Source organism: Bradyrhizobium sp. OK095 (assembly GCF_900109945.1).
GTDB lineage: Bacteria > Pseudomonadota > Alphaproteobacteria > Rhizobiales > Xanthobacteraceae > Bradyrhizobium.
Genome location: NZ_FOBX01000001.1, coordinates 768476 through 782734, shown reverse-complemented (window position 1 = coordinate 782734; position 14259 = coordinate 768476). Strand labels below are relative to the sequence as shown.

Below are 14259 nucleotides of genomic sequence, written 5' to 3'. Positions count from 1 at the left end.
ACGTCCCGGGCAATCCGGGACGCCGCGATCTCATCGTTCGGACAGTTCGCTCTGCCGCCTATTCCAGCGGCGCGACGATCGTCGGATGCTTGAACTGTGCGACGTCCAGTTTCGGCAACATCCCCGTATCCGCGTAGATGTCCAGCATCTTCTGGATCGCAGGGAAGTTCGGCGCCGCACCCGGGTCGCGACCGAAATCGTTATCCTTGAGCAAGTAGGTCTCGAGCACCGGAACGGGCGCTTTCAGCACCTCGGACACGACTTTCAAGGTCTCTTCGCGGTTCGCCAGCGCCTTCTTCATGCCTGTCGTGATGTCGCGGACATAAGCTTTGACCAACTCCGGATTCTTGTCGACGAAATCGGCTCGACAGGCTTCGAGGATGTGCACGATATTCGGCATGGCTTGAGACAGCGAGAACAGCTTCCTTGTGCCGCCCTTGGCTTCTGCGCGCGCGGCGAACGGCTGGTTCATGTTGACCGCGTCGACCCGGCCCTGGCGTAACGCATCTTCCGAGACGGCAAAGCCGACCTCAACCAGCTTGATATCCTTGGCCGGATCGAGGCCATTCTGCTTCAGGAGCAAGTTGAACGGCCCCTGCGTACCGCCGCCAATCACGGAAATGCCGACTGTCTTGCCCTTGAGATCGGCAATCGTCTTGATCGGCGAGTCATTCATGACAGCCCAGTAGACCGAGAAACCGCCGGGCTTCTCGAAGACGTGCTGAGCCACGATGTAGGCCTTGAGATTACCGCCAACCACACCGTTGGAGAGCGATAACGGCGCCTGCGTCGCGCAATCCAGAGCGCCTGCTGCCAATGCCTGTGTCATCGGCGCTGTGCCCTGAAACTGGGTCCATTCGATATTGTAGGTTTTGCCGATATTGGGAAATTCAGCTGGGCGGCGCATCATCCAATACTTGGACTCCTCAGCCGGGATCGTCCAGCCGACACGGATCGTCTGCTGCGCCCGTGAGGGACTTGCGCTAGCAATCACGGCCGCCACCGCCCCTGTTGCCAGCATCCACCTCGAAACCGTTCGCATCGCGCCCACTCCGTTGCTTCGGCGCCGACGGCGCCACCCAACCCGACGGGTCCAAATGTTTCATGGTTCAAACAATCAGGCAAGCCATGCAAGCAGGCCGGTTTCGCCGCAGGATGCGCCATGTATGGTGGGGCGACGGTCGCGTCCATTGCGCTGCGACAGGAAGGAAGCAACCTATGGCTGATCCGAGCAAGACAAACCCGCAAGGCGTCGAGCAGCTCGGCTATCTCGGCCTTGGACTCATGGGGACACCCATGACCCGGCGTCTGCTCAATGCAGGCTATCAGGTCAATGTCTGGAACCGTTCGGAGGGCAAGGTCACCCCGCTCGTCGAAGCCGGCGCCAGGCGCGCGGCCACCCCCCGCGAGATTTTGGCGGGCTCTGACATCATCTTCATGTGCGTGACCGATGCTGCGGCCGTCGAAGAGGTGATCTTCGGAGCCGAAGGTCTTTCAACGGCTCTCGGCGCAGGCAAACTCGTCGTCGACTTCTCGTCGATCCATCCTGACGCCGCGCGCAACTTGGCCAAGCGACTGAGAGATGCGAACGGCGCAGGCTGGATCGATGCACCCGTGTCAGGCGGCACCAAGGGCGCCGAGGAAGGTACGCTTGCCATCATGGCCGGCGGAGATGCTGCCGACATTGAGAGGGTACGCCCCTACGTCCTCGCCATGGCACGGAGGTTCACCCACATGGGTCCTACCGGCGCGGGCCAAACCACGAAGCTCTGCAACCAGGTAATCGTCGGATGTGCGATGGCCGTCCTCGCTGAGGCAACGCGCCTTGCCGTGAACGCAGGAATTGATGCCAACCGATTGCCCGAAGCGCTCGCTGGCGGGTTTGCGGATTCCATTCCGCTTCAGCTCTTCGTGCCGCGGATGGTCCAGGGCATTCACACCCCGCCACTCGGTCACATCGCTACGATGCTCAAGGATCTCGATACGGTTGCCGATGTCGCGCAGTCGACCTCGACGCCGGTGCCGATGGCATCGCTGGCGGGGCAACTCTTCAGGCTGGCCAAGGCCGCGCGCGGCGCGGATGCGGATGCGCTGGAGATCTACAAGCTTTCAGCGGCAGAGCATTGAGCTGTCGTATGCGACCAGAAGCGCGTTACGGCGATTTCTTGCGTTCGTTGTCAGCCAGGAACCGGCCATACGTGCCCCGCGCAAATAGCAGAGGCTCCCCGGTGTTGTAGGCATAGGCCTCGACCGCTCCGAGAAAGATCACGTGATCGCCACCATAGTAGCGATTGACAGATCGGCATTGAAAGTTGGCGACGCTCTCGGCGATTACCGGAGCGTTACCGAGGCCCGGCGTCCAGTCGACTCCGACGAACTTGTCCTCGGACGATTTTGCAAACTTGTTCGCAAGCGCCTGCTGCGATGTGCCAAGCACATGGACGGTGAAGTGGGTCGCATTCTGAAACACGGTCAGGCTCGAGGAATAGACCCCAAGGCTCCAGAGGACCAGAGGGGGATTCAAGGAAACCGATGCAAACGAATTGCAGGTGATTCCATAAGGCTTTCCATCGGCAGCCGTGGCGGTGATAATCGTTACGCCCGTTCCATATGCGCCAAGAGCGTTACGAAAGTCGCGAGGATCGATCGGCGAGCTGTCGCTTGCGAGTTCGTTGGCTGGATCGGAAACGGCCGGCTGCTTCGGCAGATCATTCATCGGCCGGCCTCACAGCGTGAGATTTTCGGACGGCAGGCCCAGCGCCACGCGTCCATAATTGGTTCCGGCCGCATCGAAGTTGAATGCAAGATGCGAATTGATCGCGTGCGCATCGCGGAATTGCCGCTGCAAGACGCCCGTCGTGAACAGGCCCCGCGCGCCGCTCGCCGCAAACAGCATCGAGACCGCATCCGTGCAAAGATTAACCGAGAAAGCTCCGTCGCGCCGGTACCTGGTCTTGCTGGCCATGTCTGGAATGTGACCACGCCGCGCATCGCTCATGGCGTCGAGGCAGGCCGAACGCATGACCAGGCGTGCAGCGTCGATCTTGGCCGAAGCCTCCGCGATCTTGATCTGCGTGCTCTGAAAATCGCTGAGCTTTGCACGATTGTAGGTTGAAATACGATGACGCGCGACATCGGCATAGTCGTCGAGGCACGCTTGCGCATTACCGAGCGCAACGCCCGACAGGACGTAGGGAAACAGCGAAAACACGGGCAACATATACAACGGATTGGGATTGACCCTGCTCCCAGGCGTCGGGCCGCCGGCGAGGTCTCCGACGGCGACCGTCATGTAGTCGGGCACAAAGGCATCCGTGACCTCGACGTCGCAGGAGCCCGTCCCGCGCAGTCCCGTGACATTCCAGGTGTCCAGCACCTTGTAGTCGCCTTTCGGCAGCAGAAAGATTCGATACTCGATGCCGTCCGCCTCGTCGTCGGAGTAGACAACGCTCGCAAGCATGTTCCATTCGCACGAGGCGACGCCCGATGAGAACGGCCAGCTGCCATGCAGCCGGTACCCACCCTCGATTCTCGTGGCGCGCCCAGCAGGAAAAATAAACGAGGACGCAATCAGCGTGTCAGGATCGCATCCCCACACCAAATCCTGCGCCTTGTGCTCGAACATTCCGAGCATCCAGTGATGGCTCGCCAGATTGGCGAGGTTCCACGCCACTGACGCGTCCGCCTGGCCGAGCAGCTCAGCACAGTCTACGAGAGCGACGTAGTCAAGCTCGGCACCACCGATGCGCATCGGCTGCAACATCCGGAACAGGCCAGCGTCGTGGAGATCCCTTTCGGTCTCCGGAGGAAGGTGCCGCAGGTCCTCCGTCCGCGCTGCCCGCTCCCGCAGGCGAGGCATGAGCGCCCGGGCCTTCGCGATCATTGCCGCATAGGCGCGTTCGACGGCTTCCTGCCCTGTCGGCTGGCCCATGCTCGGCTCTTGACCAGGCGCCATTCGTGTCCCTCGCTTTCACACATTTATGCGGCGGGAACTGTGCCAAATCAAGCGGATGCGGCGTCGGACGCGAGATTCCAGATCCTTTGAGATCGACCGGACGGGTTCACGCCGACGCTGGTGGCTTGCCTGATCCGAAGACGCCCTTTTGAGTGAACTCCGAGATCTGACGCTCGTCGTAACCGAGCGTATCACGCAGGACGTCTTCGGTGTGCTCGCCCAGCAAGGGTGCGGCCACAGGATCAATCGCCCCGGTCAGGCTCATACTGATCGGAGGTTCGATGTTAGGGACCCACTCCGCCGTGGGATGCGGAATCTGGCTCAAGCGATGGCGGTCGCGGGCCTCGGGCGCATTGAACCCTTCCTCGACCGTCCGGAGATAGCCGACCGGGATATTGGCCAGCTTCATCTTCGCCATCCAGTTCTCGAGCGTATCGCTTGCAAAGACCTCAGCGATGGCTGCCCGCAAGAGCTCCTTGTTCTCGGAGCGCGCTTTGCGCGAGGCGAACTGCGGATCGGTGATCAGGTCGGGCCGGTTCAGCACCTCGACCACCAGCCGGCGATAGAGCCGGTCGTTGGCGCAGGCCATATAAAGCGGCCCATCGGAGGCCTCGTAGACACCGACGGTGGGAGAACCGCTAGGCGAATTGCCGAACCGGCCAGGGTTTTCACCGTTGATCAGATAGGCCATGCCATAGAAGCCGGTCATGCCCATGGCGACGTCGAACAGGGCGACCTCGACATGCTGTCCGCGACCGAGCCGATCCCGCGCCAATAGCGCGAGCAGGATGGCGTTGCAGGCAGACATTCCCGTCGCTATGTCCACGATGGGCGGTCCGGTACGAACAGCCGGACCGTCGGCGAACCCGTTAAGCGACATGAAGCCGCTTTCCGCCTGCGTGATGGGATCGAAGCCCGGGCGCGAGGCAAACGGTCCGGTGCGCCCGTAAGCCGAGATCGAGCAATAGACCAGGCGCGGATTGAGCGGCGCGACAGCCTCATAGTCGAGGCCGAATTTCTTCATCACCCCGCTGGAAAAATTCTCCACGACCACATCCGCCTTGCGGATCAGATCCCGTGCGATCTCGCGGGACTCGGGCACGGTGAGGTCGAGCGCAATACCGCGCTTGTTGCGGTTCAGGCTGAGATAGGCGGCACTCTCTCCGCCGATTTCGGCGTGCTCGTAGGCACGCGTATCGTCGCCGCCGTCCGGGTTCTCGATCTTGATGACGCGTGCACCGAAGTCAGCGAGCGTCTGCGTGCAGGCCGGCCCAGCAACGACGCGCGTGAAGTCAACGACCAGTAGACCATCGAGCGCAGTTGGCCCACCCGTCATCCGCGGCGAACGTTCCGGCAATTGAGGCTTGGTGGGCATCGACAGCGCTCCCTTACATCGGCTTATGGTCGCCGAATTTCCTGCAAGGGCAAACTTAAAGCCCGGCGCCGCGAACTTCGCAAGTGCTTCACCGGCATCGCTTCAATACGCAAAAAAGGGCCCGGCAGCCGTCAAGCTGCCGGGCCGTCGGACATTCCGGGCACATTGGGTCGCGCTATATCTCGCGCAGGCCACGCCACGCCGCCAACGTCACGTTCCGCACCACGGGAAACCCTGCTCCGTTGGCTTCAGCGAAGCCACTTTCGCCAGTAAAGCGTATGCGACCAGGCCCAGGGCACCTCGGGCTCGAAGAGCCGATAGTGCGCCTGGATAAAGTTATTGGCAGATGCCGGATTGTCCGTCGTATCGGAAACGATACTATCCCATCCAACACGCCGTCCCCTCGCTTCGATCGCCCTCATTAGCCTGCGCTGAAGGCCGCGCCCCCAATGCCGTTGCAAGACACCGACTCGACAGAAATATCCGCTGTTTCGCGCATGGGTCGACGGCACAACGCCGGCGAAACCGACCGCCTCATCATTGTGATAGGCGAGCCACCACGCTCCCATCTCGAATTGCGGTAACGACGCCCCGTTAAAGAATGTCAACCGATGCAGATCGCCAAGGATCTCGGCAATCTCATCATCCTCGGCATCGACAATACGAATGCTGTACATGGAACGGCCCGTAGGTAACGAATGACGTAAGTGCAAACGCAGCGGGGTCGCCGCAGTGAAGGCTCACTTGCCCAGCACGACCTTGACGCCCAGCCAAACGGCTCCCATCAGGCCGGTGGCGATCACGGTAATCACGGCCTTGAAGGTATAGCTCTGCGCCTGCTCCACGCTCCTTCGCCACCGGCGCAAGTGCTGAAAATCTGCCCTCAGCTCCTTCCGGTCATCATCTTCAATTCCAAAAGAAGCCAGCACCGACGCCACCGCCTTCAAGACGATCGCATCGATGCTCTCCTGCTGGAGTCTATGCTGTTCAGCCAGCGTTTCGGCGACAATTGCCCTGATTTCGTCGTCTGGCAGCTTCACCGCTTGATGATCCTTGCGACATTCTCAAAGCCACGCTTGGCGAAGTAGAAGGAAACAACGAGATTGGCTGTGATCGCCGCAAATCCCGCCAGAGGATCCGTGGAGCCGAGGCCAAAGACCTTGTCGAAGACCAGGAGTTTCGCAAAATAGAGGGCGACGCAGTAACCCATCAATTTGTCGGGTTCATACCAGTGACCGATCTCTGCGATTCTGTACTGCATGACGGCTTTGGTTTCAGCCGTCTGCGATGCGATCTCGGCCGCCGCAAGATCCGCCGCGATCTTGGTGTCGACATTCTCGGCCTTCAACTTCGCGCTATAAGCCTCGATCAGCGCCTTGACGACAGGGCCGCCGAGGAACGAGATAATCGTCATCCACATTGGTCTTTCCTCCGAAGGGTTCGCAGACGCGCGATGATCGTCACGACGGAGATCACCAGCATGATGCGCCCCGTCGTCTTGACATCGCCGAAAGCCGCGCTGATCTGATCCTTGACGCCGGGATCGCCAAGCGCGTCGGCAAGGTCGTCGACAATCGAAGCCAATGCACCGGCGAGCGCGATGCAATAGCTCCAGGCTATGGTCAGTGAGTGCAGGCAGACTGCCTTGAGTCTCGCGAGCATCATGATTTGGCCCGCAGTACCGCAAGCCTTGCCTCAAGCGACCTGATCAAGGTGTCAGTGCCGGTCACGAACCGAAGGACCGGGTCCTTGCAAAACCAGCAGGCGCCGGAGCCGGCAGCGAAAACGATTATGTCGAGAAACGTTCGCATGTTCATTTCCTTCCAAGAATTGCTCTAACGAGGTTGATCACGAACGCGCCGATCGAGCCCTTCGACGGGTTCGTCAGTGACGGCCTCGCGGAATCGCCGACCGACGGTCTCTTGGGGTTATTCGCGCCCTCAAACCCGATCCCGGAATCGAGCTCCATCAGAGCGATGATGAGTGCAGCACATCCCAGTTGCGGATCGACCTTGCCTGGATCGTAAATGCCATCTCGGATGTACTTGCCGGCGCGATATTGGTTGGTGCCGGACCAGAGATAGGGCGACGGGACGCCACGGGCGGCGTAACCGATGCCGTTGTAGGTCTCGAGCGCCGTTAACGCTGCGGCAATCGACCAGTCCTTATGGCGCGCGAGGAAGGGCGGACATTTGACCAGCGCGTCGACTGCGGCGGCCTCCCATGAATCGAACGGACCTCGCCCCGCCGGCACGTGCACCGATACCCGGTTCCAGGGATCGCCCTGAGCCAGGGACGCCCGCCAATCCTGGGAAGATTCCCGCTCGTGAATGACCGCAATCGCAGGCCAGGGGACCCCCGTCTCTCGCTCGACGGCCTGGTATCGAGGCCTGGCCTTATACAGACGCAGAGCAACGCTGGCGGCTTCGGCTTTCCGGGTCAGCTTGGCATTCGCCCAGCGCTTCGCATTCGCCCGAGCGAGGGCGTTCATGTCTACCATGGGTTGACTCAGTTGGGGGGTGGGGTGGTACGGTCCCGCGAATGGGACGGGGGAAGCTTCCAGCACCGTATGTTCGACAAACTGCTAGACCGGCTGCGCCAGACGGCGCTTTTCTCGATCTTCATTGATGTCGCGCGCCAGACATTGCCGACGTCAGCGTTGATCTGGCTGCGTACACAAATGGTACGTAATCTACAGGGCACACCCGGTGACGTTTTCGGCCAAATCTATCGGCGTAACATCTGGGGCTATAAAGAAACCGTTTCCGGCGGCGGCTCCACTCTGCACAACACCCAAAGGGTGCGAGAAAACCTTCCTGGCCTGATCGGCGACCTCGGGATCCATACCCTACTCGACCTGCCTTGCGGCGATCTTCATTGGTTATCGAAGATAGACCTTCCGGTATCGCACTATATCGGGGGCGACATTGTTCCGGAGTTGATTGAGCGCACGCGGGAGCAACACGGGCGCTCGGACCGCACATTCATTCAAATCGACATCTGCAATGATCTGCTTCCGCAAGCTGACATGCTGCTCTGCCGCGACTGCTTCATTCATCTGTCCGAGGACATGATCTTTCGTGCAATCGACAACATCCTCCGTTCCAACATCAGATATCTTCTGACTACCACTTTCCCGGACGGCCGAAACCGTTCGATTCGGACAGGAGACTTCTTCACCATCGACCTCTGCGCGCCGCCTTATAATTTTCCGCCGCCGCTCAGAGTGCTTGAGGATTGGGTACCACCCTTCGATCGCCGCCAACTCGCGCTATGGGAAGTTGAGAGTTTGCGAAACAATCAACGGCTCAGATGACTCTAAGCAATTTGTTGGCGATAATAGTCGGCGGGACGATCGCGTGAGCGATGCCACTGGTATTATTCGATGTGGTAGTTATGCTCGTCGCCGTACCGTTGAGCGTCGAGATATTCTGCGGCGATTGGACACCGTTATACTGGATACCTTCAAAACCGCCGCTGCCGGACGCGCCAAGACCAGCCCACCCGCCCGTAACTCCTGGCATCACAAGGCCGCCCGTCGTACTAACGCTGGCAGTACCTGAACCCGTCGCGGTAATGCCTGTCGGCAACTCTCCGAGCGATAGGGTATGGCTCTGCGCCCCGCCTACGGCGCCGAGCGCAGCCGCACTCGTGCCGAAATAGGTTGATGTCAACCGCGAGGCAGCCGGGCCCCCCATGTCATCCTTGCCGGCGACGATGCGCCCACGAAGGTCGGGAATATTGAAGGTTGTCGAACCGTCTCCCGTACCGTATGCGGTCCCAAATAGAGAAAACAGCGCAGGATAGGTAGTCCGCGAAATCGCCTGCCCGTAGGCAAGAACGAACGAGCTGTTCGGCGCCGTCGCGCCGAAGAAATCGATGCAAGACCCGATCGGGATCGAATACGGATTGCCGAAGAAGCTCCGAAGATAGAATGCCCCGGCGGAATTGTTGTAGATCGCAACATAGGGAGTGCTTTGAATGAGAACGCCGGCCGGCAGATCGACGCCGGGCGTTGCCTGGATCGGCTTGGCTCCGAGCCCGTCCACGTTCAAAGTCACCGGGCCCGCCCCGTTCGTCACGTTCATGGTGAACGCAACGACCTTGGCGTGCAGGCTGGCGAGGCTGTCGAAAACCTGATTGGTCGCTAGCGTCAGGGCTGTAGATGTCCCGCCGGTACCGAGATATCCTGAAATATCGTCCCGGTATTTCGCCGTCGCGGCCATCATGGCGCGCGCCGAATCGTTGACGCTCGAAGGCGATTGCCCCTCCGCCCAATTGATCGTCGAATCCGCCGTCGCGTCGGCGGAGGCCGTTTGAGACCATTTATAAAGAGTCATCCTGCATCCCTGGTGTGAAGAGGCGGCATCATGGGCCGCCGTCGTATGTTTTCGAGGAACCGCCGCTGCAAACCGTCAATCCGGCGTTTTCGCTTCTCCGCCGCATAACTCGATGTACTGCGCGCAGCGACACGACGGCGCCCTGGCGGTCAGGAGGTTGCGGATGACGCCGGCCGGGACGCCGGGGTTCTCTCCTGCGATCCTGGCCACGCGCGCGTCGATGATGCCATCGATCTCGGCGCGCAGCTCCGCGATGCGCTCCTCAATGCTTGTCACGCGTTGCTGCTTCATTGCCATTGGTCTTTTCGTCCTTCGTTTGAGCCTCGAATGCCGCCAGCTTCTGGCGGACTGAAGCCGCGTCGTTCTGGGCACGCCGCAGCGCGCGCTCCCGCTGGGCTTCGTGCGAGGCAAGATGAACCTGGATGTCGTAGGGTAGCGCGTCGAACCGTTGCTTGAACGGGCTCGGCCAGGACCGCGGCGGCAGGATAGCCGCAACTGCGCTCATAGCGCTTGCCGCGACTCCGCCCAGCGTAGGATCAGCAAGGCCCAGTGACCCGTGCATTCGCGATATGTCCTGAACGGCCGGCCAAAGCCGATCCATGCCAAGCGCGCCGCAGTCGGACACGAATCGCGCCACCGACGCGGGCGTTGCCGGACAAGCGGGCACACCACTCAGCTCGCACCATTTGACAAACAGCGGCGCATCGCGCCGGCGCGCCTGCGCAAGCGCCGTCAGCAGCGGATGGGTCATCGATTCGCTTTGCGCAGCGCCTCATGGAGACTGCCCATGCGCCGACGCAGATCGACGAGTTGCACGCGTTTTCGCAAGTTGTGGGGACTCGAATCGATCTCGCCCCCTAATTCAGTGTCAAACCGCTCGAGCGCCGCCATGCGCTTCTTCAAGCCGTAGAGCGCAAAGTTCTCTGCGATCCGCTCCGGCGACATGGGCTCCCCGTAAAGATTTGTGCTGATCGACTCTGCGCGTTCAATGAAATTCTTGTCGTCTTCGCTCATGCGTTTTCCTGTTGTAGATCCACTGATGAGCCGGTCTGTACGGCGAGAAGGTCGAGGGAGGGTTCCCTAAAACGGGAAGAATATCGGTGGCGCGATGCGCTGCTCTGGCCTGTTCGCCACATCGCCCGTGGCGTCTCCAGGGGTCGACGAAATCGGCCGCTCCTGTCGTGGCTGCGGAAGAGTCTCCATTGGCGGAGCAAACGGGTTTGGATAGAGATACAGCTCGTTCCTGTCGCGGGTCGTCGGCGACAGTGCCGGCGGCAACTCTATTGGATCGGAGGGCCCGCCGCTTTCGATTCGACCTCGGAGGTCCTTGGCATGTTCGCTGAGATGCCTGATCACATCTCCGAGGATACCCGCCGGATCATTGGCGCGTCCTTGCAGGCTCCTGAACGCGTTGATGTAGCCGTCAAGATCATCGGCCCGCGCCTGCCAATCCCTCTGAACCCCATCAGGGTAGTAGGACTGGTCGCCGTTGAGGAGGCCGGCCAACTGTCCGCGGACGATATCGTAGACGCGTGGGCGATCTGTCTCTGCGATCGTCGTCTCGGGATTCAGGGGAGGCAGATACTGTCGCTCGATGGTGGCCATCATGGGTCCTGTGGAAACATGCCGATCCGGCCCTGCGATCAACGCAGGGATCGCGGGAGGATTCGACTGACGAATAAGGGATATGAAAGTGGGCTAGCAGCGCTCTCGCGTCGAACTATCTCAAATCTGAAAATTGGAGATACAGAAGCCCCAAAGGAAGATTTTGGACGTATTCGTTTCTCTTGCGAGCGTGCCCCTCATAGATGCCCAGACGCAGCAACGGCTGAGCAAGACTGCCTGCAAAACGACGGTCCCCTCCTAAAAAATAACAACAAGCGGCGCTGCGGCTGCGACCACCATAAGCATAGACGACTACCTCGCGACGACTTGAACGTCGGACATCGATCGAGATCGTCAGATCCGATTTGGCCAGTTCTATCGTGCAAGACCTGTCATACTGGCACTCTTTCGTAATCCCTTCTTCGTTGAGCAAGCTCGTTGCATCCGCGGCGACGTCCTCCCTCGTCGTACCGTCGAAGGCATAGGAAACGATGTAATCGCCGGCAGACGCATCGACCGATAGAAAAAGGCCTGTCGCCGTAATCATGACGGAGAAAATACGTCTCAGCAGCATGGGCATCCTATCCTGTATGCACAACGTCTTTATTCGGAGCCGAACAAGGTACATCCTTGTTCGGCCGCGATAGATTGCTGTTACACGCCACTCATCGCCGACCGGCCGTCTTCGCCCGATAAAGCGCAACCGCATCCTTGAGGTCGCCCGTGCTCGAGAGCCGGGCGCTCAACGTTCGCAGATCATGCTGATTACGATCACCTCGGCCCACCGCCAAGCCTGGCCTCTGTACCGATGGCATCGGCCTTGCCGTGACGGCGTCCCTCGCCTTCATCATCAATCGGTACTTTCCGGCGTCATACATCATGCGTTGGAACGTCGCATTGCGCATTAGCGGCTCGCTGTCGAAGAGGCGCTGCAATTCCTCGGGCTCGATGCCGCTCGCCCTGGCCGACGTCATGATCTCTTGCGCGACGGCTTGCCGGACGTCTCTCGTCTCTTCCTTGAGCAGCTTCTCCAGCCGAGCGTCTTCTGCGCTTGCATAGCTGTGAAAGTTGCGCCGCGCGGCGTCCGCCGTTTGCCGCATCTCGTCATCCCGACGAGCGCGCAATTGCTCGCTCCCCGCGATGACCGCCTGGATACGCGCCAACTTTGCGGGATCCTGATGCGCTATTTGCGCGAGAGCTTCCGGAAGCCGCTCCGGAGCGAGACCAGCTAGTTCCGGAAACTGGCTGATAAAGCTCGCTTGCGCGATCTGCATGGCCGCATCCAATCCGTCGACATAGCTCCGACGGGCACGCTCGACCTCGCCCACCTTTTCCTCGAGCGCCAGTCGCACTTGCGGATGCTGCATAAGCTGCGCGATATCGGGACCGAGCTCGACAGAATGCTTCCCTTGAGCGTTGGTCGCGTTTGGCTGAGCTTCGATCTCCTGGTCACGCTGATCATTGCCCTCGGGCTGCTCAAAGCCGTAAAACTCCGGCGCATCGGGATCGCTGGCGGCCACTTCTGCGCGCAACGTATCGATCTTGGCGGCAAGTGCCTTCGAGGACTCGCTCGCGGCGACCTGCCTGTCACCGGCCGCTGCCGTTGCATAGTCCCGTGCGGCGCGTGCGAGTGTGACAGCCTCGTTTGCGGCGGCGGGCTTGCCTTCCGCGTCGGTATATTGCCTGGCGACAACGTCGTGGGCCACACCGGAACGACGGTCGGCTGCATCGCGCAGCGACGTACTGTCGCTGTCGATCGACTGGCGTTCCACTTCCCTGTCCGGATCCGGCATCTCCGCATAGCCTGCATTGGCAAGGTCAAACGCCGCCCCTGTCATATCTGAATCGGCTTGAACCGTCATATCCAGCCTCCCTACTTACCTTTGAAGGCGTTGATCAGACCGCTGATCCCGCCTGCAATCGTTGCAAACTGATCGACCCCTGACTTTTCCTGTGTCCCGGTCGTCGTGCTATTGCCCTGAGTCCCAAGCTGCGCAATTGGCACGCCGATCTGCGCAAGCAGGCTCAGCGCCTGCACGGGGATGCCGCGGCGCTGAGCTTCCTCCGCGAGAGTGGCGTTGGCACCATAGTTCTGCGCGTCAAACGCCGCTTGCGCAGCGGTTACGCCCTGGCCACGATTGGCGAGATCACTCTGCTGCATCTGGGTCAGCGTGTTCGCCGTGGTGTTGCCGGCGTTGTAGAGCGCGCCGGCGGAGGCAAGCTGGTTCGCCACGTCCTGATTGTATTGCCCGGCGATCACCGGCGCTTCGGCTGCCGCAACGCCCCTGCCATAGGCCATCTGGTTGGCGCCGCTAAAGTCGCGGCCCGCGGCAGCGAACTGCGAATTGACGGAGTTGCCGACGTCCGACTGGATCTGTGAAAGCTGCGCTGCAAGAGCCGGATTGTTGCCGACCATGCTGCCATTCGCGTATGGCGTCAGCCAGTTGCGATAGGTGGCGAGATTGTCCAGCACGTTGCCGGCCTGCGCGGTGGCGCCGCCGCCATTGAGCAGCGACTGCGCATTGCCTGCGATCTGGCCCGCATACGGATTGCCCGACGCGGCGTTGTTCTTCAGCGTGTCGAGCGCTGAACTCTCCGCCGACGTCAGACCGGTGTTGTTGAGCCCCGTGCCGATCTGGCCCAATATCGTTTGCAATGCGGGCTGAGCTGCAGCCCATGGCGACGACTGCGATTGCACGGTCTGTGTGGAGGTGGATTGTCCGCCCATGGACGATATTCCCTTGGATATGAGTTCGTTCTGCGTAAGTGGAAACAGCGATCGGATCGACAGATCCGCGATATGCAGCGATCAGTCGAACGGGAAGAAGATTGGCGGCTGAACAACCTTCTCTTTTTGAGGCCTGCTCCTGGCCGAGCTTTCGAGTTCTTGCGCCGGGATCTTCAGCAAGGTCCGCGCTTGGTCTGCGTAAAACGGTAGAGGCTGCGGAAGGTCCGGAGACGGCTCGACCACCTGCCATGGATGC

General features: G+C 60.6%; 19 protein-coding genes. 2 read left to right on the top strand and 17 right to left on the bottom strand.

Translation table 11 applies throughout. The features are described 5' to 3' along the window. Window positions 1–58: 58 nt before the first annotated feature. Complete coding sequence (locus BMW89_RS03770) at window positions 59–1042, bottom strand: ABC transporter substrate-binding protein (RefSeq protein WP_092023384.1); 984 nt, start codon at window positions 1040–1042, stop codon at window positions 59–61. Window positions 1043–1218: 176 nt separating this feature from the next. Here BMW89_RS03770 and BMW89_RS03765 point away from each other — a divergent pair, with 176 nt between their 5' ends. After that, window positions 1219–2127, top strand: a complete 909-nt coding sequence (locus tag BMW89_RS03765; protein WP_177195802.1) for an NAD(P)-dependent oxidoreductase — start codon at window positions 1219–1221, stop codon at window positions 2125–2127. Window positions 2128–2152: 25 nt separating this feature from the next. On the opposite strand, the gene BMW89_RS03760 is transcribed toward BMW89_RS03765, so the two are convergent. From BMW89_RS03760 to BMW89_RS03725, 8 genes are all read right to left on the bottom strand, one after another. Next, window positions 2153–2716 (bottom strand): flavin reductase family protein, encoded by a 564-nt coding sequence (locus BMW89_RS03760; protein WP_092022797.1) that lies wholly within the window; start codon window positions 2714–2716, stop codon window positions 2153–2155. A gap of 9 nt (window positions 2717–2725) precedes the next feature. Then, window positions 2726–3955, bottom strand: coding sequence for an acyl-CoA dehydrogenase family protein (locus tag BMW89_RS03755; protein ID WP_092022796.1), 1230 nt, complete (start codon window positions 3953–3955; stop codon window positions 2726–2728). Between the two features lie 106 nt (window positions 3956–4061). Next, entirely contained in the window at window positions 4062–5330 is a 1269-nt protein-coding gene (locus BMW89_RS03750; protein WP_092022794.1) for a CaiB/BaiF CoA transferase family protein, read from the bottom strand. A gap of 248 nt (window positions 5331–5578) precedes the next feature. Next, a complete protein-coding gene (locus BMW89_RS03745; RefSeq protein ID WP_092022792.1) occupies window positions 5579–6007 on the bottom strand; it encodes a GNAT family N-acetyltransferase in 429 nt (142 codons plus the stop codon). 63 nt (window positions 6008–6070) lie between these two features. Continuing rightward, a complete protein-coding gene (locus BMW89_RS03740; protein ID WP_092022790.1) occupies window positions 6071–6370 on the bottom strand; it encodes a hypothetical protein in 300 nt (99 codons plus the stop codon). Then, window positions 6367–6750 carry a hypothetical protein gene (locus BMW89_RS03735; protein WP_092022788.1) on the bottom strand — a complete coding sequence of 128 codons (384 nt, stop codon included), beginning with the start codon at window positions 6748–6750 and terminating at the stop codon, window positions 6367–6369. Before BMW89_RS03735 ends, BMW89_RS03740 begins: the two co-directional genes overlap by 4 nt. Beyond that, window positions 6741–6995, bottom strand: a complete 255-nt coding sequence (locus BMW89_RS03730; protein ID WP_244547504.1) for a hypothetical protein — start codon at window positions 6993–6995, stop codon at window positions 6741–6743. The genes BMW89_RS03735 and BMW89_RS03730 overlap by 10 nt, the downstream gene beginning before the upstream one ends. A 148-nt stretch (window positions 6996–7143) precedes the next feature. After that, window positions 7144–7830, bottom strand: a complete 687-nt coding sequence (locus tag BMW89_RS03725) for a hypothetical protein (protein WP_092022786.1) — start codon at window positions 7828–7830, stop codon at window positions 7144–7146. Window positions 7831–7899: 69 nt separating this feature from the next. On the opposite strand from BMW89_RS03725, the gene BMW89_RS03720 reads away from it, so the two are divergent. Further along, on the top strand, window positions 7900–8646 hold the full coding sequence (locus BMW89_RS03720) for a class I SAM-dependent methyltransferase (protein ID WP_143062705.1): 747 nt from the start codon (window positions 7900–7902) through the stop codon (window positions 8644–8646). On the opposite strand, the gene BMW89_RS03715 is transcribed toward BMW89_RS03720, so the two are convergent. The 8 genes from BMW89_RS03715 to BMW89_RS03680 form a co-directional block, all read right to left on the bottom strand. Further along, the gene (locus tag BMW89_RS03715; protein ID WP_092022782.1) at window positions 8639–9670 is read right to left on the bottom strand and encodes a tail fiber protein; all 1032 of its coding nucleotides are present in this window, start codon (window positions 9668–9670) and stop codon (window positions 8639–8641) included. The genes BMW89_RS03720 and BMW89_RS03715 overlap by 8 nt on opposite strands. A gap of 75 nt (window positions 9671–9745) precedes the next feature. Then, window positions 9746–9967 (bottom strand): hypothetical protein, encoded by a 222-nt coding sequence (locus BMW89_RS03710; RefSeq protein WP_244547503.1) that lies wholly within the window; start codon window positions 9965–9967, stop codon window positions 9746–9748. Continuing rightward, the gene (locus BMW89_RS03705) at window positions 9933–10421 is read right to left on the bottom strand and encodes a hypothetical protein (RefSeq protein WP_092022778.1); all 489 of its coding nucleotides are present in this window, start codon (window positions 10419–10421) and stop codon (window positions 9933–9935) included. The genes BMW89_RS03710 and BMW89_RS03705 overlap by 35 nt, the downstream gene beginning before the upstream one ends. Continuing rightward, a complete protein-coding gene (locus BMW89_RS03700; protein ID WP_092022776.1) occupies window positions 10418–10684 on the bottom strand; it encodes a hypothetical protein in 267 nt (88 codons plus the stop codon). Before BMW89_RS03700 ends, BMW89_RS03705 begins: the two co-directional genes overlap by 4 nt. Before the next feature lie 66 nt (window positions 10685–10750). Continuing rightward, window positions 10751–11275 (bottom strand): hypothetical protein, encoded by a 525-nt coding sequence (locus BMW89_RS03695; protein ID WP_143062704.1) that lies wholly within the window; start codon window positions 11273–11275, stop codon window positions 10751–10753. Window positions 11276–11390: 115 nt separating this feature from the next. Continuing rightward, on the bottom strand, window positions 11391–11849 hold the full coding sequence (locus BMW89_RS03690) for a hypothetical protein (RefSeq protein ID WP_177195801.1): 459 nt from the start codon (window positions 11847–11849) through the stop codon (window positions 11391–11393). Window positions 11850–11940: 91 nt separating this feature from the next. Next, window positions 11941–13137: a hypothetical protein gene (locus tag BMW89_RS03685; RefSeq protein ID WP_092022770.1), complete on the bottom strand. Its 1197-nt coding sequence runs from the start codon at window positions 13135–13137 to the stop codon at window positions 11941–11943. A gap of 11 nt (window positions 13138–13148) precedes the next feature. Then, on the bottom strand, window positions 13149–14003 hold the full coding sequence (locus tag BMW89_RS03680; protein ID WP_092022768.1) for a hypothetical protein: 855 nt from the start codon (window positions 14001–14003) through the stop codon (window positions 13149–13151). Window positions 14004–14259: the final 256 nt, after the last annotated feature.